The organism is Planococcus sp. CAU13 (genome assembly GCF_000775575.1).
GTDB lineage: Bacteria > Bacillota > Bacilli > Bacillales_A > Planococcaceae > Planococcus.
This window is the reverse complement of record NZ_JRGN01000321.1, coordinates 1-19,418: the sequence shown is the minus strand read 5'-3', so window position 1 is coordinate 19,418 and position 19,418 is coordinate 1. Positions and strand designations below refer to the sequence as shown.

The window sequence follows — 19,418 nt, the reverse complement described above, 5'->3', positions numbered from 1 at the left end:
AGACGAGTGGTCTTCTCGGCTTATTGTGGGCACTTGGTCCAAAGCACCGAAGCGTTACATCTTTTTGTACGGAACATTTGTTCTCATTATATAACAAATTACCCTCTAAAACAACTAAACAGAATCGTGTATAATGGAACGAACATATATTCTTTTAAGAAGAAGAGGGGAGCAAAACCATGAAAATTTTTCATACGGCCGACTGGCACTTAGGGAAGCTCATCCAGGGGATTTACATGACAGAAGAACAGCGTTTCGCGCTGCAGCAATTTATAGATGCGATCAAAGAGGAAAAGCCGGATGCGGTGATCATTGCGGGAGATTTATATGACCGCGCGGTGCCGCCGACAGATGCGGTCAACCTGCTTGATGAACTGCTCGCTGAAATCGTGCTCGAACTGAAGACGCCGGTGCTGGCAGTTGCAGGCAACCATGACAGCCCCGGACGCCTGAATTTCGGCAGCCGCCTGATGAAAGACAAAGGGATCCATATTGCGGGTCACGTGCAGAGGAACCATCAGCCGGTTGTACTGAATGACGCACACGGTGAAGTCCACTTCCATCTGGTGCCGTATACGGACCCTTCGATGGTGCGCTACCTGTTCGATGATCCGGCTATCCGCACCCATAATGATGCGCTCCAGGCGATTACCGCTAACATTAAAGCGATGTGGAATCCGGAAGCACGCCATGTTTTTGTGGGCCACGCATTCTTGACCTCACACGGCGAACAGGAAGAAAACACGAGCGATTCCGAGCGTCCGCTGGCGATTGGAGGAGCGGAACATGTAAGTGCCGCACACCTCGAAGGATTCCATTACAGCGCGCTCGGGCATTTGCACAAAGCCCATTTTGTAAGAAATGAAACCATTCGTTATGCAGGATCGCCGCTGAAATATTCCATTTCGGAAGAACATCATCAAAAAGGCTTTCTTGTGATTGAAATGGACGCTGACGGCGGAGTGGAAATCGAAAAAAGATCGCTTCATCCGCGCCGTAATATGCGCCGGGTGGAAGGAACAATCGATGAAATTCTGCGCCATGAAATCAGTGAGGATTTTGTCTTTGTGACGCTGCTGGACGAGTCGCCTGTGCTGTTTCCAATGGAAAAAGTCCGTTCCGTCTATCCGAACGCGATGCATGTGGAACGGAAAAATTTCATCCGGGAAGCTGCCGGAGAAAACGGCCAGTCGCGGCGTGAAATGGATGCCTTGTCTTTATTCCATTCGTTTTACGAAGAAGTGAAAGGCGAGAAAGCGTCCAAAGAAACGGCGGAGATTTTTGAAGAAGTGCTGCAGGAGTTCCTGCAGGAAGAGCCTGCTGAAAAGGAAGAGGTGAAGGCATGAGACCGCTTAAACTGAAGCTGACGGCATTTGGACCTTATAAGGAAACGGAAGAAATCAATTTCAACGATCTTCAGCAAAATCGGCTGTTTGTCATTTCCGGCAGCACAGGTTCAGGCAAGACGACGATTTTCGACGGCATCTCATTTGCATTGTACGGTGCGGCCAGCGGTTCGGATCGCAGCGAAACGCGCAGCCTGCGCAGTGATTTCGCGGATGACGGGATCCACACCTGTGTCGAGATGGAATTCGAGATACATAATCAGAAGTACCGGATTCTTCGGCAGATGCCACATGTGAAAAAAGGCAATAAAAGCCCGACCGGCGAACGCTATGAATTCTTTGAAATTCATGAAGAAGGCGAAAAGCCTTGTGTCGAGCGGCAGATCGTGTCGGAAATCAATCAGCGCGTCGAAGAGATCCTGGGGCTGACGCAAAATCAGTTCAGCCAGATTGTCATGCTGCCGCAGGGGGAATTCCGGAAACTGCTGACGTCTGAAACGGACAATAAAGAAGAAATCCTCCGCCGCATTTTTAAGACAGAGCCGTATAAAATGATCAGCGAACGGCTGAAGCAAAAACGCGACGCGGCGAAAGAAGCTTACATGCTGGAAGCGCAGGTGCTGAACGGCCATCTCCGGAATATTGTTTCTGCACTGCCGGAGCGGGAATCCGAATTGTTCGAAGTGCTTGGCAGGGAACAGCACAACATCCACCAGATCCTGTCGGCCCTTGAACTGGAGACGGCTTTCTATAAAGACAAAATCAGTGATGATCTTACTCAATATGAAACGCTGTATAAAAAACATCAGGTTCATTTGGATAATTACCACGAAGCGAAAAAATGGAATGGCCGCTTTGATGAAAAACTGGAAAAAGAACAGCGTTTCAATGCTTTGACGGAACAGCTGCCGGGAATCGCCGGGAAAGAAAAAGCAGTACAGCAGGCCGAACGTGCAGGATTTATTGCCAATATCGAAAATCTCTACCGTGAACTTCAGAGGAATGAAACCGATAAACATGAACTGCTGAAGCGGGCTGTGGAAGAAGAAGGACAGGCTGTGCAGACGAAGGCACAAGCGGAAGAAAAGTTCCTGGCAGAACAGGGGCGCAGCACCGAACGGACGGCGGCGCAGGATCATGTGCTTCGCCTTCAGCAATTGCTGCCGCAGGTGCAGGAACTGGCCGCCAAAGAAAAAGAATTGGCAGTTCTGGACAGAGCTGCAAAAGAAGCGGAACAGCGCAGTCATATGAAAGAAAAAGAGTTGGCTGCCAAAAAAGAACAGCAAAAAACGATTGCTGCAAAAGTCGGGGAACTGGAGAATCAGGTGGAAGCATTCGACAGCAAGCCTGAGGATCTGCGGGTGGCAGAAGGCCGATTGCGCATTGCCGGGGAATTGCTGGCGATGGAGAAGGAGCTGGCTGTCCAGAAAAAAGAAGCCATGCAGAAAGAAACGGCTTACAGCGGGGCTCTGGCGGAATATAAAGAAATTGAAAAGAGCTGGTTTGCCGATCAGGCGCATATGCTGGCGGGGCAATTGCAGGACGGCGAAGCGTGTCCGGTATGCGGCAGCCATGAACATCCGATGAAGCAGCAGGGAGCGGGCGAAGCGGCCGTTTCAAAAGAACAGCTGGATCAGGAGAAATCCCGTCTGGACGTGCTTGACGGCCAGTACCGGAATGCCGCTGCACGTCTTGTGTCACTGGAAGAGCAGTGGAGCCGCAAACAGGCGGAAGCAGAGGAACAGGGAATTGAAGCAGGCAGTGCCGAACAGGAAGTTGCCGCTCTCGAGCAATTGAAGAAGCAATTGAAAGAAGATATCCAGCTGCTGCAAAGCAAGAAAGCGGAATTTCGCGAATTGAGGGCTAAGCTTGCGGCTTTAATGGAGGAAACAGAAAAATTGGGGCAGAACCGTTCGCTCCTGCTGGCGGAAATGAATGATAAAAAATCCGCTTTCGAATCCGCGCAGGCTGTGCTGACGGAAAAACTGGCGTCGATTCCGGAAGCGCTGCGTTCACTCGCGGTTCTGGAAAAAGAAATCGAACAGGCAGTTGCCGCTAAAGACGACATGGAAAAAGTCTGGAACGCGGTACAGGAGCAACTCCAGAAAGCGAAAGAACGGCTGGCATCTGCTGCCATGTCCCTGCAGCATTCGAAAACGGCTGCCGAGGAAATGACCGCCAAACGCCAAAAAGCGGAATCGGAATTCAAGCAGGCGCTGGAGAAATCGGAATTCGAAAGCGAAGACGCGTATCAGCGGGCGAAAATGCGGGACAGTGAACTGGAAGAAACGAAGCAGCAGATCAACCGGTTCCACCAGGACCGTCACACGCTTCAGCAGCAGATCAGCGAGTTGGCTGAACTGCTGGCCGGCCGGAAAAATGAAGACCTGTCCCGGACGGAAACGGAAATTGAAGGGATGAAAGTGGAGTATGAACAGGCGCTGGCACGCTTGAACCATTCAAAAGACTGCTGCGCGAAAGGCGAAGCTTTGATTGTCCAGATTTCACAGGCAGTGGAAGGAGCGGCTGAAGCTGAAGCGCAATTGAGCCGGGTGGCAGATCTTCACGACATGATCCGCGGGCACAACAGCCTGAAAATTTCCTTTGAGCGTTATTTGCAGATTGAATACCTTGAACAGATTATCCAGGCAGCGAACGAGCGGCTGCGGCATCTGTCGAATGGCCAGTTCTATCTGATCCGCAGTGACCGTCAGGAAGCGAGAGGCAAGCAAAGCGGACTTGGGCTTGATGTCTACGATTCCTACACCGGCCAGACGCGCGATGTCAAAACCATGTCCGGCGGCGAGAAATTCAATGCTTCGCTGTGCCTGGCGCTCGGCATGGCCGACGTCATCCAGAGTTTCCAGGGTAATGTCTCGATCGACACGATGTTCATCGACGAGGGCTTCGGCTCACTGGATGAAGAATCTTTGAGTAAGTCGATTGAAACGCTGATTGACCTGCAGCGCTCAGGACGCATGATCGGCGTCATCTCGCATGTCCAGGAATTGAAGGCAGCGATACCGGCGATTCTGGAAGTGAGGAAGTCGAAGGAAGGATTCAGTAAAACGAGCTTCCATATAAAATAGGGTGCTTTATCCCCTGAACGTTTAAAACCCTGCCGGAAAGTGAACTTATAGAGTAACAGGTAATTTCCGGAAGGTGATTGGATGGATTTGGTTTTGTTCTTTCTTCTGACAGCTGCATATATTGGTTTGATTGTCTGGGCGTTTATCAGGCAGGAAAGATGGACGCTCATGGCAACCGTTTATCTGGTGCTGTTCGGCCTGGTTTATGACAACGGCATTATTGCGCTCGGCAAATTCGTCGGCGAAGGGCCGCTGCTCGAAAACCTCAATGCTCTGCGATTCTGGATTCATGCGTTCCTGACGCCGGCACTCGTGCTGTTTTCGCTTGGAGCCCTCCGTGCCGCTGGGGTGAGATGGGCACAGAAAAAAGGAGTCCTGTACGGGGCGATTGCCGCATTCATTCTTCTCATCATCATCGAAATCTGGCAGGTGACCTGGGGCACAGTCCTGGAGCCGGTCAGGGAATACGGCGTGCTGAAATATTCGGCCGTTGAAGAAGCATCCGGTCCGCCGCTGATGATCCTGCTGGTATCCGCTGCGCTGCTGATTGCAGGTGCGATTGTCTGGAAAAAGGCCGGCTGGGCGTGGATGTTCGTCGGCTCCGTTATCATGGGCATCGGCAGCGGCGTAACGATTCCAGTTGAGAGCGCAGCTGTGACGAATATTTTCGAACTCATCCTGCTGACTTCGCTCGTATGGACGAAAATTCATTTGGAGAACAGGCGTTTAACAACGGAAAGAGGTCGTGAAGATGAATAAATTCAGCTACAGATCAAGATTATTGTATTTTGGGTTGATCGGATTTTTCAGTCTCTTGTTTTTCCTCCTGCAGCTTTACGCCGTCATAAACAATGATGTCGGAACCGGCTCCTATGTCCTGCTTGTTTTATGGGGCATCATGGTGGCGTTCGGCTTGGGCGGCATCTTTTATACAATGAGCAAAAATAAGAAGAGGCGCGGACAATAGTCTGCGCTTTTTTTATTTTGCAGAAAAGCGCGAATTTCTCGTGAAGTTTGCAAATACGGGAGGAGGCAATATATATGATAAAGTGATTGATATCTGTAAAGCGGGAGTGAAGAAAATGACAAAGAAATTGAATCCTGAAGAATTGCTGGGATTGATCGATAAAGGCGCGGATATCATCATACCGATTGCCAACGGTGAACCGGTCCATTTGCTGGATCTGTTGGAAGAAAATGCGGAGCGGCTGGAAGATGTAAAAATCCACCAGATGCTGGCACTGCGTGAACGCAATTACATCAAAGGTGAGCTGGCGCAATTAAAGCACGTGTCTTATTTCCTCAGCGGCGCAACGCGGAAAGTCTATCAGCAGGCGAAAATGGAATTGGTGCCGAATAATTTCCATGAAGTCCCGAGGATGCTGAAGAAAACCACGAAAATGTCGATGATCATGACCGTCGCTTCGCCGATGGATGAACACGGCTATTTCACGTTTGGCACGCAGGCTGATTACATAGCCGAGTTTGTTGGAGAAGTGCCGTTCATCCTTGAAGTCAATGAAAACATGCCGAGAACTTACGGCCATAACCAGATTCACATCAGCCAAATCGCGGGATTCGTCGAGCATCATGCCCCGCTTGCCGAAGAAAAAGTCGGGGCGGTCGGCGACAAGGATTTGCTGATTGCATCGTCGATTATTGAAGACATCCAGAACGGCGACACGCTGCAGATCGGCATCGGGTCGGTGCCGAATGCGGTCATCAGCATGCTGAAAGACCATCGCCATCTCGGTATCCATACGGAAATGTTGCCGGACGGAGTAGTGGACCTGATCAAAGCTGGCGCAGTTGATGGCACGCGAAAATTCACGAACCGCGGTAAGGTTATCGCAACGTTCGCATTCGGTTCGAAGAAGCTTTATGATTTTATTGATAATAATCCGGTCGTCGAATTCCTGCCGGTCAGCACGGTCAATGATCCGCGGGAAATCGCCAAGGAAAAGAATATTGTGTCCATCAATGCCACGACGGAAGTGGACCTGTTCGGCCAGTGCGCGTCCGAAACAGTGGGCGGCAAATATTATTCCTCGAGCGGCGGCCAGGTGGACTTCGCGAGAGGCGTGCGCTTTGCGGAAAACGGCAAGGGCTATATCTGCATGGCTTCGACTGCAAAAGGCGACACGCTGTCGCGCATCAAACTCAATTTGACACCGGGTTCCGTCGTTACGACCGGCAAAAATGACGTGGATAATATTGTGACGGAATACGGGATTGCCCGTTTGCACGGCGTATCCATTTCCGAACGCGCGAAACGCCTGATCAGCATCGCGCATCCGAATTTCCGGGAAGAGTTGCTTTTTGATGCGAAAAAGAATGGGGTTATTATTTAAAATACGTTTTGCCTGACCCGGGGACAGCGCTGCTGTTTCCGGGATTTTTTTGAACGAAAATAATTCCGGATAGTAGTTTTCATTTTCGGATAGTATTTACAGAATGCGGATAGTATTGTATCCAATCCGGACAGCATATCCAAATAACTGGGAATTCAAGCTATTATTATAAAGGGATCAGTTCCAAAGCAGCCGGTTCGAAGGCTGTGCAGGCATAAAATAATATTTGTTAAAGAAGGAATATGCATTATACTGGGAAGAAAGCATACAGTCGAAGGAGTTTTGCTTTTCATGGGACATAAATCAGCTGAATTATACGATTACATCATCGGCAATAAAGAGAAGATAACGGAAAAATGGCTCGCGAGCCGCAAAAAAGCGGACGGCTCCATGTATTCCAAAAATGTCAGTCCGCTGATTGAAGAGCAATTGAGGAAGCAGAATACCGCCTTCATCGAAGCGATGACACCGGTTTTTGTCAGCAAAGAAGAAGAAGAATGTTCGGAGGCCATGGAAAATTGGGTGGAAACTGTTGCTGCAGCGCGTGCGCGCCAGGCAGTTCCTCTGCATGAAGTGATTGCGCAGATTCGCCTTTTCCGCGGAATTTACTGGGGATATATACGGGATTTCTTCGTTGAGCATTCGGAGGCGGACCGGAACGACGCGCTGGAATGGGCCGAAGTCCTGAACAATTCGTTCGATTATATAATCGAACGGTTCGCAATCCGCCACTATGAAGCCGACCAGCGAATTCTTCAAAGCCAGCAGCAGATGATCAATGAGCTGAGCAGCCCGGTCATACCGATCAAAAAAGGCGTCGGCATCCTGCCGCTTGTGGGGGATATCGACACTCACCGGGCGAAACTTATCCTGGAAACAGCACTCGAACAAAGCGTGAACCAGCAGCTGGATACGCTTTACATCGATCTGTCAGCCGTCGCCATCATCGATACCATGGTGGCGCAGCAGATTTTCCAGGTCATGGCGTCCCTGAAAATCATCGGCGTCGAATCGGTGCTGTCCGGCATCCGGCCGGAAATCGCGCAGACCGCCATCACGCTGGGTATCGATTTCAAAGGCATCAAAGTCCACGCCAATTTGATGCGGGCCCTGGAACAGGCTTAATGACAATGAAATAAAACCAGTCGCGCTGTAAAAACAGGCGGCTGGTTTTTTGTTTTATTTCATAAGATTGTTTTCACAGCACATAAAAATATACCGCAAGAAAATGGCACAGGCTGCCGAGCAGGATGAAGATATGGAAAATCTCGTGGAAACCGGCATATTTAAAGGACAGGAAGCCGGGCTTCAGTCCGTAGATGATGCCGCCCACTGTGTACATAATTCCACCGGCGATAAGCAGGCCAAGACCCGCTGCGGAAAGGCTTTCCGAAAGCGGGACGACCGCGAACACGATGATCCACCCCATGATGATGTAGATGGCGGTGGAAAGCCAGCGCGGTGAATGGAACCAGACCATTTTAAACAGGATGCCGCTGATTCCGAAAGCCGCCACCAGGATGAATAGGGTCCAGCCCAGTGTGCCGCCGAGCGCAATCAGACAAAACGGGGCGTAGGATCCGGCAATCAGCAGGAAAATCATCGAATGGTCCAGTTTTCTGAGGAATGCGATGGTCTCGGGTTTTCTTTTGGCCGAATGATAGACGGTCGAAGCGGTGTACAGGCAGATTAAACTGGTCCCGAAAATGATCACCGACACGATCTGCATGGTTGGCAGGTTCTCGTCGACCGCTTTAAAAACCATTGCGAAAAGAGCGGCAATCGACAGGACGGCTCCCACAAGATGGGATATGGCGTTGAACGGTTCTCTGAAGTATAGTTGCATAATAAAGGCTCCTAACGTTATGTAGTTATTGAAACTACTTAATATAATATACGTATTATATTTTGCAGTCAAGCTTGGCTAACTTGCAATCATAGGATAAAATCAAATCAAAGCAGCAGTTCTATTGAGGGGGAGTTACAGAATGGCAGATGCTCAGGAAATAATCAGCCGTTTGGCTTTGGATAAGCAAATACCGGTTGAAGAGATTCCGAAAATCGATTTATATGTCGATCAGGTCATTCAATTATTCGAGAACGGCTTTTCTGACACGAAAAGAAAGCCCGATGACAAGATCCTTACAAAAACAATGATCAATAATTACGCCAAAGCAAAGTTATTTTATCCCGTGACCAGTAAGAAATATTCCCGCAACCATGTCATGTTAATCAGACTGATTTACGAGATGAAAAGTGCTCTGTCGATCAACGATGTGAAAAAAGTGCTGGCTGACATCAATGACAAGGCGGCCCGGCACAACCTGGATCTCACGGAATTTTACGCATGTTATCTGGAAGTTCAGCGACAGGATGAAGCGCTGTTCACGGAGAATCTGGAGCAGCAGGTAAAAAGAGCGGCGACCGCATCGGCGGAATTCGGGGAAGACAGGCAGGAGATTGAAAAAGTGCTGCTGATTGCATCCCTTGTCCACATGAGCAATCTGTACAGAAGAGCAGCCGAAATCCTGGTTGATGAATTGGCGGAAGGGAATGAGGGCTGATGGCAAAAGTGTTGATTGACGCAGACGGCTGTCCGGTGGTGGACCAGACCATTGCCGCTGCCCGCAGGTTTCAATTGGACGTGATCCTGATTTGCGACACCTCCCACGAGATGTACCGGGAAGGTGCCGAAACGATCACTGTTTCAAAAGGGCCGGACGCGGTTGATTTTGTGCTGGTCAACCGGGTGAAAAAAGGGGATATCGTTGTGACGCAGGATTATGGCCTGGCTGCGATGGTTTTGGCGAAACAGGGATATCCGATCGATCAGAACGGGCGGGTTTATTCCGAAGAAAATATTGACCAGCTGCTTCAGGGCCGTCATGTTGCGAAAAAAATCCGGCAAGGCGGAGGGCGGATAAAAGGTCCGAAGAAACGGAAGCCGGAAGACAATGAAAAATTCAGGATGAACCTTGAAGAACTGATCAGAAATAATTTGCTTACATAAACGACAGAGACAGCCTTGAGAGGGCTGTCCTGTCGTTTTTGCGTTTTTTATTGGCTGAGAACTTTGGTGTCAGGAGTAAACTTTTTTCAAAAGGGAATAAAGTAAAAAAAGCGGATTTATGTGAAAGGGGATTGGCATGGAGAAAATACTGGTTGTCGTGACGAACAGTTCGAGGCTTGGGAAAAAGGGCAAAAAGACGGGTTTATGGCTCCGGGAATTGACGGATTTTTATCATGAAGTGAAGGACCGGTATGCCATTGATATCATCAGCACTTCCGCTGAACGGGTTCCAATCGATCCACGGAGCCTGGTCGCAGCGGTGGTCCATAAACAGACACGGGATTATTATATGGATGATGATTTTATGGTGCAGCTGAAGAAGCCCCTGGTGCCGGCGCAGGTAACTGCCGAAGACTATGCAGCGATCTACTTCACCGGCGGCCACGGGACGATGATGGATTTTCCGGACAATGAAGAACTGCAGGCGCTGACGCAGCAAATTTATGAACAGGGCGGTTATGTGACGGCAGTGTGCCACGGACCGAGCGGTTTGCAGAACGTCCGGCTGTCGAATGGGCGATTGCTGATTGCGGGGCATGTAGTAACCGGCTTTTCAGATATGGAAGAAAAAACGATGGGCATGTATAGGCACATTCCGTTTTCTCTCGAACAGGTGCTGAAAGAACGGGGCGGCCTTTTTAAGAGAGCTTCTGTGCCGATGGCCGCCTGCACCGTTCAGTCCGGCCGTTTGATCACGGGGCAGAATCCGGCATCCGCAAAAGGGGTGGCCCTGAAACTGCTGGATCAGCTTCCGGCGGCAAGGGAAGTTTAAGGGGTTTTGAATAGGGTAGTTTATTACCAATAATTAGTTGTTCAAGAGGAGGAAGTTGACGATGACGGAAAGAATTGTTGTAGGCTCTTACAGTAATGAAAACGAGGCAATCGATGCGATCGAAGATTTGAAACGCCAGGGCTATTCGACTGATGATATTTCGGTACTCAGCAAAAGCAAGGAAGAAGTTGAGACGGTGACGGAAAAAACCGGCACCCATGCCGGGGAAGGTGCAGCGGCCGGCGCATTGACGGGCGGGGCATTAGGTGGTCTCGGCGGTGTGCTGGCCGGTCTTGGCGCTTTGGCGATTCCGGGAATCGGACCGATTGTCGCGGCTGGACCGATTGTGGCCGGTTTGACCGGTGCAGCTGCGGGAGCCGGAATCGGCGGACTTGCGGGTGCTTTGATCGGAATGGGGATTCCCGAAAAAGAGGCGAAAGAGTACGAAACTCACTTCAATGAAGGAAAAATTCTGGTGCTGTTGGAACAGAAACACCGGGAATCCGGCAATCGAGTGACAGGAAGTCATGCTGAACACAGAAGAGACGGGATTGACGAAGCACTTGGCAGACGAACTGACAGGGACCGTTTATAAAGCCAGCCTGGAAAGCCATCCTGCATATGAAGGATGGCTTTTTATGGACTCAAATTCGGAAAAGGAGTATATGCGATGTCCATAATTCGGAAAGTGGTAACAGAAAATGCACCGTATCATGTCGATCAAAAAGAAATTGTTCAGGTTGTCCGGAATTTATTCGGAGACCATTTCAGTGATATCGAGCGGCTGCTGCGTGTTTTCGGCAACGGCCAGATTGAAGGGCGCTATTTTGCGGCGCCGCTGGAATGGTTTGAAAAAGAGCGGGGGCTGGAAGAAAAGAACCGCCTTTATATAGAAGAAGCCGTGCGCATGGGCAGCCGGGCAGTCGAGCGCTGCCTGGAGGAATCAGGAACCGCAAAAGAAGAAGTGGACGCCTTCATCTTTGTGTCGAGTTCAGGCATGGCAACGCCGACGATAGATGCGCGCATCATGAATAACCTGAAGATGCCTGCCCATATCAAGCGCCTGCCGATCTGGGGGCTCGGATGTGCAGGGGGTGCCGCAGGACTCAGCCGTGCACATGATTATTGCCGCGCTTATCCCGATGCCAAAGTGCTGGTGCTGTGTCTCGAGTTGTGCAGCCTGACATTTCAGCGGTCGGACCTTACCAAGAGCAATCTGATCGGCACTTCCCTGTTCGCAGACGGCTCGGCCTGCGCGCTCGTCACCGGCGAAAGGGCTGCCGGCGACGATGCAGGATTCTTTATCCATGATACCCAATCGACTTTAATGCCGGAATCCGAAGACGTCATGGGCTGGGATGTGAAAGATGAAGGGCTGCATGTCGTTTTCTCGCGTGATATCCCGAAGATCATTGAAAGCTGGCTGAAGCCGAATCTGGATCAGTTTCTGGAAAAACTGGACCGAAAACCAGAAGATATCGAGCATTTCATCGCGCATCCGGGCGGTAAAAAAGTATTGTCCGCCTATGAAAAATCCTTGTCGATCGGAACCGGGAAAACGGAAAATCCGAGAAATGTGCTGAGGGATTTCGGCAATATGTCTTCGCCGACTGTACTCTATGTGCTGAAGGAATTTATGGAGCAGCAGCCGAATGCGGGGGAACAGGGATTGCTGACGGCACTTGGCCCCGGTTTCAGTTCAGAAATGCTGTGGCTGGAATGGAGGGAAAAGAGCGGATGACCCCTTTTTTTGCTGTTGTTTTTATTTTCGTCATCGTGCAGCGGCTGGCGGAAATGCTGTATGCGAAGTCCAATGAAAAGCGCATGAAGCAGCAGGGAGCGGTCGAATCGGGCGCCGCGCATTATAAATGGATTGTGCTGCTTCATGTACTGTTCTTTATTGCGCTGCTCATTGAAGTGCTCTATTTTGACCTCTTCGGCAACAGCTTCTGGTGGCTGTTCCTGGTCATTTTCATCACAGCACAGATTTTGCGGGTATGGGCACTGGCCTCACTGGGCCAATTCTGGAACACTAAAATCCTCGTGCTGCCGGGAGCGGAAAAAGTGAGGAAAGGACCGTATCGCTGGATCCCGCATCCCAATTACGTCGTCGTGGCACTCGAAATCTTTTCATTGCCGCTGATTTTCGGCGCCTGGCGCACTGCGCTTGTGTTTACGGTTGCCAATGCGCTCCTGCTGCTGCTTGTCCGTATCCCGGCAGAAGAAGAAGCGCTGCGTCAATTGGAAAATTAAGGAAAATTAAAATTTTCATTTTTACTAGTTAGAATTGCACATTAAGGGTATACAGACTTATATGAAGAGAAATCAAGTTTCTATTTGGAGGGATTCGATGAAGAAATCAACAATGAACACAGTCGTGGGCAGCGCATTGGCGGCAGCGGCAGGAATTTTTGTCTTTAAAGCCTATCAGCAAAAAAATAATCCGAAAGTCGCTGAAGATACAGACATGCGCAACAGCACAGAAGTCGATGAGAAAGAAAGTGTGGAAGCAGATGTCGATTCGGCTGAAAAAGGCCTGACACAACTGGATTCAGCATACCGAGATGAATGGCAGGCGAATGCTTTCCCGCAGACGCACCGTGAAATGGAAAAATTGGAAGAAGACAACTAAGAATCGAATTATTTCGGAGCGAAAGCGAAGACAAGACTTGCTTTCGCTCTTTTTGACGCTTTTATTTATTTGAGGGGAGAGATGCCATTTGTGGATCAGAAAGCCGTTTTTTGAATATGCCACAGGGGCAATTTTGATAGTGATTTTTCTGTTTTTCCTGGGAAAAATCGATTACGCACTATGGCCGTTCAAAGTCATCATCGCAACTCTTTTTGCACCCTTATTGATAGCAGGCCTTTTCTATTATCTACTGCGTCCATTTGTAAATCTCCTGAGCCGCCGGGTCCCAAAAGTTGCCGGTATCGCCATCGTTTTTACTTTGATTGCCATCGTCCTTTCGGGCGGTACCTATCTGTTCGGGCCTACGGTACAGGAGCAGGTGCAGAGTTTTCTGGAACTGGCACCCGAGAAAGTGGAAGAAGTGACTGAGGAATCCGCCACGGCGGTGGACGGTTTTGAGTTCATGGGTATTCAGGGAGCGGAGATACGATCCAGGGCTTTGTCGGCTGTCGAAACCGCTTCCGATGGTCTGCTTGATAATGTCATAGGCGTTTTGTCCATGATTGTGAATATTGCAGTCGTCATCGTCGTAGTGCCATTCATCCTTTTCTTTTTACTCAAAGATGACGAAAAACTGATTCCGCATATTACAAAATATCTTTCGGAAGAGCGGAAGCCGGAAGGCCGGAAACTGCTGAAAGACATGGATGCGACGCTGGCGACTTACATTATCGGCCAGGCGCTGGTCGCGTTGACGGTGGGTGTGCTGATGTTTATCGGCTACCGGATCATCGGGCTGGATTACGCGCTGACTCTCGCGATATTCGCAATGTTTCTTATCATCATCCCGTTTCTTGGTCCCATCCTCGGTATTATTCCGGCGATGTTCGTGGCGCTCGTTAACGGTGAACCGCTTATGGCAATAAAAGTTGTGCTTGTTTTGATCGTCGTCCAGCAATTGGAGGGTAATCTCATTACGCCAAATATCATGGGCAACCGGCTGAATATCCATCCGCTGACCATTATCCTGTTATTGATGGTTTCCGCGGCGCTGTATGGATTTATCGGACTTCTGATAGCGATCCCGCTATACGCGGTGGTGAAAACACTTGTCCATAATTTCAGGCTGTTCATGAGGCTGCGGAGGAAACGGGAAGTGGCCGAAAACATGAAATGATTATTCGCTTAATTCCGATTATTTTATTAAGTTTAAATAAATTGTGATATATTAGACATGTACTTATTTCAGAAAGAGGGGGAAATGGCATGAAAAAATTCAGTTTTATTGCAATGCTCTTAGCATTGATGCTGTTTATCGCAGCTTGTGGGTCCGACGAAGGGTCGAATTCAGGTGGAGAAGGAAGCGGCAGTGAAGGCGGAGGGGAAGGGGAAACATATACAGTAGGAATTGATACAACGTACCCGCCTTTCGAATTTGAAGTGGACGGCGAATATACGGGGATTGATATTGACCTGATTACCGCTATTGCCGAAAATCAGGGTTTTGATATTGAATTCAATGCCATGGATTTCGGTGGGATTATCCCTGCTATGCAGGCTGGCCAGTTGGATGTGGCGATTGCCGGTATGAGTATTACAGAAGAACGCAAAGAAATTGTGGATTTCTCTGATCCTTATTTCGAAGCCGGAATTTCTCTTGTTGTTGCTGAAGATAATACGGACATCTCCTCATTGGAGGACCTGGATGGAAAAACCGTTGTCGTGAAGAGCGGAACAACAGGAGCAGAATTTGCCCGTGAACATCAGGATAAACATGGCTATGAAATCACTCAGCTGGATGACAGCCCGGCGATGTTCCAGGAAGTTGCCAATGGAAACGCAGACGTCCTGTTTGAAGATTACCCGGTTATCGCTTATGCAATTGCCGAAAGTAATTTGGATTTGAAAATAGTCGGCGATCGTTTAACCGGTGATGAATACGGAATTGCTGTATTAAAAGGTGAAAACGCTGATTTGCTTGAAAAAATCAACGCTGGTTTGCAGGAATTGCGCGACAGCGGAGAATACGATGAAATCTTGAACAAGTACATCGCAGAATAAGAAAAAGGATGCAGCGCGCTGATGCGCGCTGCATTTTTCCTTAAAGGAGACGTGAGAATGGATAACATTATAAATGCCTTGCCGTATTTAATGGAAGGTTTGCAGGTCACGCTTTACATATTCGTCATTGCCATCATTATCGGCTTTATCATCGGCCTAATTGTTGCGCTCTTCCGGCTTTCACCGTTCAAGATATTAAACTGGATTGCCAAAATTTTCGTCGATGCCATCAGGGGAACACCATTTATCGTCCAGCTGTTCTTCATTTATTTCGGTCTGAATTCACTGGACTTTTTTTCAATGAGCAATACCACGGCCGGCATAGTAACCGTGGCAATCAACGCAGGGGCATATTTCTCTGAAATTATCCGTGCAGGGATCCAGTCGATCGATAAAGGCCAGACGGAAGCGGCTCGTTCACTGGGCCTGAATTCCACCCAGAACATGCGTTATATTATTTTGCCGCAGGCTTTCCGGAGAATGCTTCCGACCATCACCAACCAGGCAATCATTTCATTGAAAGATACATCGCTGTTGTCGGTTATCGGCGTTGCGGATTTGACGCAGGAAGGAAAGATCCAAGCCAGCCAGACGTTCGATGCGTTTAATATTTACTTAATCCTGGGTGTAATCTACTTCATCGTCATTTACCTGCTGTCGATGCTGGCAAACTTTATAGAAAGGAAGTTTGTATTGCGATGACCATGATCAGAGTTGAAAACCTGAAGAAATCATTCGGCGACCTGGAAGTTTTAAAAGATATGAGTACGGTAGTGGAAGAAAAAGAAGTGATTTGTGTAATCGGCCCTTCCGGTTCGGGGAAAAGTACATTCCTCCGCTGCCTGAACCGATTGGAAGAAATTTCAGGCGGCCATGTTTATATTGATGGGACGGATATTACAGATCCAAAAAATGATATCAATAAAATCCGGCAGGACGTCGGCATGGTGTTCCAGCAGTTCAATCTGTTTCCGCATAAAACCGTGATGCAGAACGTGACCCTGGCACCGATGAAGCTGAAAGGTCTGGATAAGGCTGCTGCCGAAAAAAAAGCGTATGAATTACTTGATAAGGTAGGTTTGCGTGAGAAAGCGAAGGCTTATCCGGGCGAACTGTCGGGCGGACAAAAACAGCGTGTCGCCATTGCGCGGGCTCTTGCGATGGATCCGAAAATCATGTTGTTTGACGAACCGACATCCGCACTTGACCCTGAAATGGTCGGCGATGTGCTTGATGTTATGAAGGATCTTGCCCGGGAAGGCATGACAATGGTGGTTGTCACGCACGAAATGGGCTTTGCTGCTGAAATGGGCGACCGCGTCCTGTTTATAGACGGTGGCTATATTGTCGAAGAAAACATTCCAAAGGAATTATTCGGCAATCCGCAGCATGAGCGGACGAAAGCGTTCTTGAGTAAAGTCCTGTAAATAGAAAAAATCCGTACCGGAAGATTTCCGGTACGGATTTTTACATTAAATTTCTACTCTTCGTCAAACACATGAACTTTCGTCATTTTGTCGCCGTTTTTCATTGCGCGCGCGACTTCCACGCCAGCTTTATCGACTTTGCCGAAAACTGTGTGCACGCCGTCAAGATGCGGCTGTGGTTCGTGAACGATAAAGAATTGGCTTGAGCCCGTGTCTTTTCCTGCATGTGCCATAGACAGGCTGCCTGCCTGGTGCTTATGCGGGTTGTTGTCCGTTTCACATTTGATTGTTTTGCCGCTGCCGCCTGCGCCAGTGCCGGTCGGGTCGCCGCCTTGGCTTACGAAGCCAGGGATGACGCGGTGGAAAGTTACATCGTTATAGAAACCGGAGTTTGCCAGTTCCTCAAAGTTTGCTACTGTGTTTGGTGCTTCATTTGGAAAAAGTTCGAAATTGATGATTTCGCCGTTTTCCATGTGGATGTGGCCTTTTTTTGCCATTTAAAACATCTCCTTTTCGGTTTGTTCATTCTCAAGTATAGCGATTTTGATGGTCTGTGTATAATGATTTGCCGGCTTACAGTGCTTTCAGCAAGCCGCCGTCGACCACAAGGGATTGGCCGGTCAGATAAGAGTTGGCCGAAGAAGCGAGGAAGACGACGATTTTCGCGAATTCCTCAGGCTGCCCCATGCGGCCTCTAGGGATCTGCTTTTCAGTATTTTCAACAACTTGTTCCAGCGTCAGGTTCTGTTTGTCCGCAGCAATCTGATTTAGTTCAGCGACGCGGTCTGTCGAAATCTTACCCGGTCCGACTGTATTGACCATGATATTATCGCCCGCCACTTCACGAGCCAGTGTTTTCGCGAAACCGACCATCCCCGCACGGAATGTGTTCGATAGGATCAACCCGTCCAGCACTTCTTTGGTTGAAGAAGATGAAACATTAATGATGCGTCCGAATTGCTGTTCTTTCATATAAGGAAGCACTGCACGTGACGTGCGGATATAGCTTAACAGGTTCTGATCGAAAGCTTTGTACCAGTCTTCATCAGTCACGCCGCCAAATCCGCCGGCTTTCGGTCCGCCGGTATTATTGACCAGAACATCAATGCGGCCGGCTTTTTCGATGACAAACGAAAAGAAATCCGCAATATCCTGTTCGTTCGTCATGTCACATGATTTATAGAAAACCTGGTCATTCTGTGACTGCTTTCTGATTTCTTCAGCCGTATGCTCCAATTTATCTTCACTGCGGCTTGAAATGAAAACGATCGCTCCTTCTTTCGCAAATTCGAGAGCTGATGCTTTTCCCAGCCCTTTGCTTGATGCCATTACGGCTACAACTTTATCTTTTAACCCCAAATCCATCCAATCTTCACCCTTTCTAAATGTCTGCAAGTTCCAGTTTACCGAAAGTCCGGCTATATTGCAGTCAAAAAGTGCCGGAATTCTGAATTTTCTTATCCCAAGTTCCGTCATTAGTCCAATGGCGTGAAATAGGCTAAAATATGATAGGATATAAATATTGAGACTAATGGGAGTGTTTTAAATGGAAGAACGCGAAATTTATGATATTACGATCATCGGCGGCGGGCCAACAGGCTTGTTTGCTTCCTTTTACGGCGGTATGCGAAAAATGAAGGTAAAGATTTTGGACAGCCTGCCTCAGCTTGGCGGACAGCTGACAGAGCTTTATCCTGATAAATATATTTACGATGTCGGCGGATTCCCCAAAGTGCTGGCGAAAGATCTTGTGGACAATTTGACGGAACAGGCTAACTACGCCGATCCGACAATTTGCCTCGAAGAAACGGTATCAGCGGCAGAACGCCACGGTGACCATTTTGTGATCCGTACCGATAAAGGCGAACATTATTCAAGAACGATTTTATTGACTGCAGGTGTCGGAGCTTTCCAGCCGCGGAAGATTGCAGTTGAAGGATCTGAAGAATTTGAAGGTAAGACACTGCATTACGGAGTCAAAGATCTGACGATGTTCAGTGGCAAGAAAGTTGTCGTGCTGGGCGGGGGAGACTCCGCGGTTGACTGGGCGATGATGCTTGAGAACGTGGCCTCCCACGTTACACTGAGCCACCGCCGTGAAAAAATGACAGCGCACGAAGCCAATGTGGATACAATGATGGCGTCAAGCGTTGATGTAAAAAAACCATATGGCATTAAGGAATTGGTCGGGGAGAACGGTGAAATCCGTGAATTGGTATTGATTGATAAAGAAGGAAATGAAGAACGTCTTGAAGTCGATCATGTCATTGTCAACTACGGAAATGTCACTTCGCTTGGGCCTTTGAAAGACTGGGGCCTCGAGATGGAGAAAAGTTCTATCGTCGTCAATTCAAAAATGGAGACGAGTATCGAAGGCATCTATGCAGCCGGGGATGTTGCCACTTATGAAGGTAAAGTGAAGCTGATTGCAGTAGGGTTCGGCGAAGCGCCGACTGCCATCAATAACGCAAAAGCGTATCTTGATCCGAAATCGAAAGTGCAGCCATTGCACAGCACAAGCGTATTCAAATAAGAAAAGCATTTCCGCTGACGACAGCGGAAATGCTTTTTTTATATGGAGTTTGTCGAGTTTTTATTGCCAGATAAATGGGGAATTTTTTGCCGATCATAAACGGCCGTTTGCCGATCATAAAACTAGTTTTGCCGATC

Annotated in this window: 21 protein-coding genes; 18 read left to right on the top strand and 3 right to left on the bottom strand. The window is 48.8% G+C overall.

Going from position 1 to position 19,418, the window contains the following annotated elements; translation table 11 throughout:
* The first annotated feature begins 179 nt into the window (after positions 1–179).
* The 6 genes from KW93_RS15020 (at position 180) to KW93_RS14995 (ending at position 7,911) form a co-directional block, all read left to right on the top strand.
* Positions 180–1,346 carry an exonuclease SbcCD subunit D gene (locus KW93_RS15020; protein WP_033543857.1) on the top strand — a complete coding sequence of 389 codons (1,167 nt, stop codon included), beginning with the start codon at positions 180–182 and terminating at the stop codon, positions 1,344–1,346.
* Positions 1,343–4,435: an AAA family ATPase gene (locus tag KW93_RS15015; RefSeq protein ID WP_033543856.1), complete on the top strand. Its 3,093-nt coding sequence runs from the start codon at positions 1,343–1,345 to the stop codon at positions 4,433–4,435. Before KW93_RS15020 ends, KW93_RS15015 begins: the two co-directional genes overlap by 4 nt.
* 81 nt (positions 4,436–4,516) lie before the next feature.
* A complete protein-coding gene (locus KW93_RS15010) occupies positions 4,517–5,194 on the top strand; it encodes a hypothetical protein (protein WP_052131654.1) in 678 nt (225 codons plus the stop codon).
* Positions 5,187–5,402: a hypothetical protein gene (locus KW93_RS15005; RefSeq protein WP_033543855.1), complete on the top strand. Its 216-nt coding sequence runs from the start codon at positions 5,187–5,189 to the stop codon at positions 5,400–5,402. Before KW93_RS15010 ends, KW93_RS15005 begins: the two co-directional genes overlap by 8 nt.
* A 115-nt stretch (positions 5,403–5,517) precedes the next feature.
* Positions 5,518–6,786 (top strand): acetyl-CoA hydrolase/transferase family protein, encoded by a 1,269-nt coding sequence (locus KW93_RS15000; protein WP_033543859.1) that lies wholly within the window; start codon positions 5,518–5,520, stop codon positions 6,784–6,786.
* A 291-nt stretch (positions 6,787–7,077) separates the two neighbouring features.
* The gene (locus tag KW93_RS14995) at positions 7,078–7,911 is read left to right on the top strand and encodes an STAS domain-containing protein (RefSeq protein WP_033543854.1); all 834 of its coding nucleotides are present in this window, start codon (positions 7,078–7,080) and stop codon (positions 7,909–7,911) included.
* 73 nt (positions 7,912–7,984) lie between these two features.
* Here KW93_RS14995 and trhA read toward each other — a convergent pair whose 3' ends face one another.
* The gene (gene trhA, locus KW93_RS14990; RefSeq protein ID WP_033543853.1) at positions 7,985–8,632 is read right to left on the bottom strand and encodes a PAQR family membrane homeostasis protein TrhA; all 648 of its coding nucleotides are present in this window, start codon (positions 8,630–8,632) and stop codon (positions 7,985–7,987) included.
* Between the two features lie 142 nt (positions 8,633–8,774).
* On the opposite strand from trhA, the gene KW93_RS14985 reads away from it, so the two are divergent.
* The 11 genes from KW93_RS14985 to KW93_RS14935 all read left to right on the top strand — a co-directional run bounded on the left by KW93_RS14985 (position 8,775) and on the right by KW93_RS14935 (position 16,748).
* Positions 8,775–9,350, top strand: a complete 576-nt coding sequence (locus KW93_RS14985; RefSeq protein ID WP_033543852.1) for a DUF1836 domain-containing protein — start codon at positions 8,775–8,777, stop codon at positions 9,348–9,350.
* Positions 9,350–9,796, top strand: coding sequence for a YaiI/YqxD family protein (locus KW93_RS14980; RefSeq protein ID WP_033543851.1), 447 nt, complete (start codon positions 9,350–9,352; stop codon positions 9,794–9,796). The genes KW93_RS14985 and KW93_RS14980 overlap by 1 nt, the downstream gene beginning before the upstream one ends.
* Before the next feature lie 136 nt (positions 9,797–9,932).
* The gene (locus KW93_RS14975) at positions 9,933–10,628 is read left to right on the top strand and encodes a type 1 glutamine amidotransferase domain-containing protein (protein ID WP_033543850.1); all 696 of its coding nucleotides are present in this window, start codon (positions 9,933–9,935) and stop codon (positions 10,626–10,628) included.
* A gap of 61 nt (positions 10,629–10,689) precedes the next feature.
* A complete protein-coding gene (locus KW93_RS14970) occupies positions 10,690–11,223 on the top strand; it encodes a general stress protein (RefSeq protein ID WP_081987036.1) in 534 nt (177 codons plus the stop codon).
* Between the two features lie 75 nt (positions 11,224–11,298).
* Positions 11,299–12,369 (top strand): type III polyketide synthase, encoded by a 1,071-nt coding sequence (locus tag KW93_RS14965; protein WP_033543849.1) that lies wholly within the window; start codon positions 11,299–11,301, stop codon positions 12,367–12,369.
* The gene (locus KW93_RS14960; protein WP_033543848.1) at positions 12,366–12,881 is read left to right on the top strand and encodes an isoprenylcysteine carboxyl methyltransferase family protein; all 516 of its coding nucleotides are present in this window, start codon (positions 12,366–12,368) and stop codon (positions 12,879–12,881) included. The genes KW93_RS14965 and KW93_RS14960 overlap by 4 nt, the downstream gene beginning before the upstream one ends.
* Before the next feature lie 97 nt (positions 12,882–12,978).
* Positions 12,979–13,260, top strand: a complete 282-nt coding sequence (locus KW93_RS14955; RefSeq protein WP_033543847.1) for a hypothetical protein — start codon at positions 12,979–12,981, stop codon at positions 13,258–13,260.
* 88 nt (positions 13,261–13,348) lie between these two features.
* The gene (locus KW93_RS14950) at positions 13,349–14,437 is read left to right on the top strand and encodes an AI-2E family transporter (RefSeq protein ID WP_033543846.1); all 1,089 of its coding nucleotides are present in this window, start codon (positions 13,349–13,351) and stop codon (positions 14,435–14,437) included.
* 89 nt (positions 14,438–14,526) lie between these two features.
* Complete coding sequence (locus KW93_RS14945) at positions 14,527–15,321, top strand: transporter substrate-binding domain-containing protein (RefSeq protein WP_033543845.1); 795 nt, start codon at positions 14,527–14,529, stop codon at positions 15,319–15,321.
* A gap of 57 nt (positions 15,322–15,378) precedes the next feature.
* Positions 15,379–16,023, top strand: a complete 645-nt coding sequence (locus tag KW93_RS14940; protein WP_033543844.1) for an amino acid ABC transporter permease — start codon at positions 15,379–15,381, stop codon at positions 16,021–16,023.
* Positions 16,020–16,748, top strand: a complete 729-nt coding sequence (locus KW93_RS14935) for an amino acid ABC transporter ATP-binding protein (protein WP_033543843.1) — start codon at positions 16,020–16,022, stop codon at positions 16,746–16,748. The genes KW93_RS14940 and KW93_RS14935 overlap by 4 nt, the downstream gene beginning before the upstream one ends.
* 53 nt (positions 16,749–16,801) lie before the next feature.
* On the opposite strand, the gene KW93_RS14930 is transcribed toward KW93_RS14935, so the two are convergent.
* Together KW93_RS14930 and KW93_RS14925 are read right to left on the bottom strand one after the other, a co-directional pair.
* Positions 16,802–17,245 carry a peptidylprolyl isomerase gene (locus KW93_RS14930; RefSeq protein WP_033543842.1) on the bottom strand — a complete coding sequence of 148 codons (444 nt, stop codon included), beginning with the start codon at positions 17,243–17,245 and terminating at the stop codon, positions 16,802–16,804.
* 76 nt (positions 17,246–17,321) lie between these two features.
* Complete coding sequence (locus KW93_RS14925; RefSeq protein ID WP_033543841.1) at positions 17,322–18,113, bottom strand: SDR family oxidoreductase; 792 nt, start codon at positions 18,111–18,113, stop codon at positions 17,322–17,324.
* Positions 18,114–18,294: 181 nt separating this feature from the next.
* Between KW93_RS14925 and KW93_RS14920 the strand changes: the two genes are divergently transcribed.
* A complete protein-coding gene (locus tag KW93_RS14920) occupies positions 18,295–19,281 on the top strand; it encodes an NAD(P)/FAD-dependent oxidoreductase (RefSeq protein ID WP_033543840.1) in 987 nt (328 codons plus the stop codon).
* The last annotated feature ends 137 nt before the right edge of the window (positions 19,282–19,418 follow it).

What these genes read in the sequence shown, in the direction of transcription:
- KW93_RS14925 (WP_033543841.1), bottom strand. Translation starts at nt 18,113, where the DNA reads ATGGATTTGGGGTTAAAAGATAAAGTTGTAGCCGTAATGGCATCAAGC.
- KW93_RS14985 (WP_033543852.1), top strand. Translation starts at nt 8,775, where the DNA reads ATGGCAGATGCTCAGGAAATAATCAGCCGTTTGGCTTTGGATAAGCAA.
- KW93_RS14970 (WP_081987036.1), top strand. Translation starts at nt 10,690, where the DNA reads ATGACGGAAAGAATTGTTGTAGGCTCTTACAGTAATGAAAACGAGGCA.
- KW93_RS15010 (WP_052131654.1), top strand. Translation starts at nt 4,517, where the DNA reads ATGGATTTGGTTTTGTTCTTTCTTCTGACAGCTGCATATATTGGTTTG.
- KW93_RS14980 (WP_033543851.1), top strand. Translation starts at nt 9,350, where the DNA reads ATGGCAAAAGTGTTGATTGACGCAGACGGCTGTCCGGTGGTGGACCAG.
- KW93_RS14960 (WP_033543848.1), top strand. Translation starts at nt 12,366, where the DNA reads ATGACCCCTTTTTTTGCTGTTGTTTTTATTTTCGTCATCGTGCAGCGG.
- KW93_RS15005 (WP_033543855.1), top strand. Translation starts at nt 5,187, where the DNA reads ATGAATAAATTCAGCTACAGATCAAGATTATTGTATTTTGGGTTGATC.
- KW93_RS14945 (WP_033543845.1), top strand. Translation starts at nt 14,527, where the DNA reads ATGAAAAAATTCAGTTTTATTGCAATGCTCTTAGCATTGATGCTGTTT.
- KW93_RS14940 (WP_033543844.1), top strand. Translation starts at nt 15,379, where the DNA reads ATGGATAACATTATAAATGCCTTGCCGTATTTAATGGAAGGTTTGCAG.
- KW93_RS14995 (WP_033543854.1), top strand. Translation starts at nt 7,078, where the DNA reads ATGGGACATAAATCAGCTGAATTATACGATTACATCATCGGCAATAAA.
- KW93_RS14935 (WP_033543843.1), top strand. Translation starts at nt 16,020, where the DNA reads ATGACCATGATCAGAGTTGAAAACCTGAAGAAATCATTCGGCGACCTG.
- trhA (WP_033543853.1), bottom strand. Translation starts at nt 8,632, where the DNA reads ATGCAACTATACTTCAGAGAACCGTTCAACGCCATATCCCATCTTGTG.
- KW93_RS14930 (WP_033543842.1), bottom strand. Translation starts at nt 17,245, where the DNA reads ATGGCAAAAAAAGGCCACATCCACATGGAAAACGGCGAAATCATCAAT.
- KW93_RS15020 (WP_033543857.1), top strand. Translation starts at nt 180, where the DNA reads ATGAAAATTTTTCATACGGCCGACTGGCACTTAGGGAAGCTCATCCAG.
- KW93_RS14975 (WP_033543850.1), top strand. Translation starts at nt 9,933, where the DNA reads ATGGAGAAAATACTGGTTGTCGTGACGAACAGTTCGAGGCTTGGGAAA.
- KW93_RS15000 (WP_033543859.1), top strand. Translation starts at nt 5,518, where the DNA reads ATGACAAAGAAATTGAATCCTGAAGAATTGCTGGGATTGATCGATAAA.
- KW93_RS14955 (WP_033543847.1), top strand. Translation starts at nt 12,979, where the DNA reads ATGAAGAAATCAACAATGAACACAGTCGTGGGCAGCGCATTGGCGGCA.
- KW93_RS14965 (WP_033543849.1), top strand. Translation starts at nt 11,299, where the DNA reads ATGTCCATAATTCGGAAAGTGGTAACAGAAAATGCACCGTATCATGTC.
- KW93_RS14920 (WP_033543840.1), top strand. Translation starts at nt 18,295, where the DNA reads ATGGAAGAACGCGAAATTTATGATATTACGATCATCGGCGGCGGGCCA.
- KW93_RS15015 (WP_033543856.1), top strand. Translation starts at nt 1,343, where the DNA reads ATGAGACCGCTTAAACTGAAGCTGACGGCATTTGGACCTTATAAGGAA.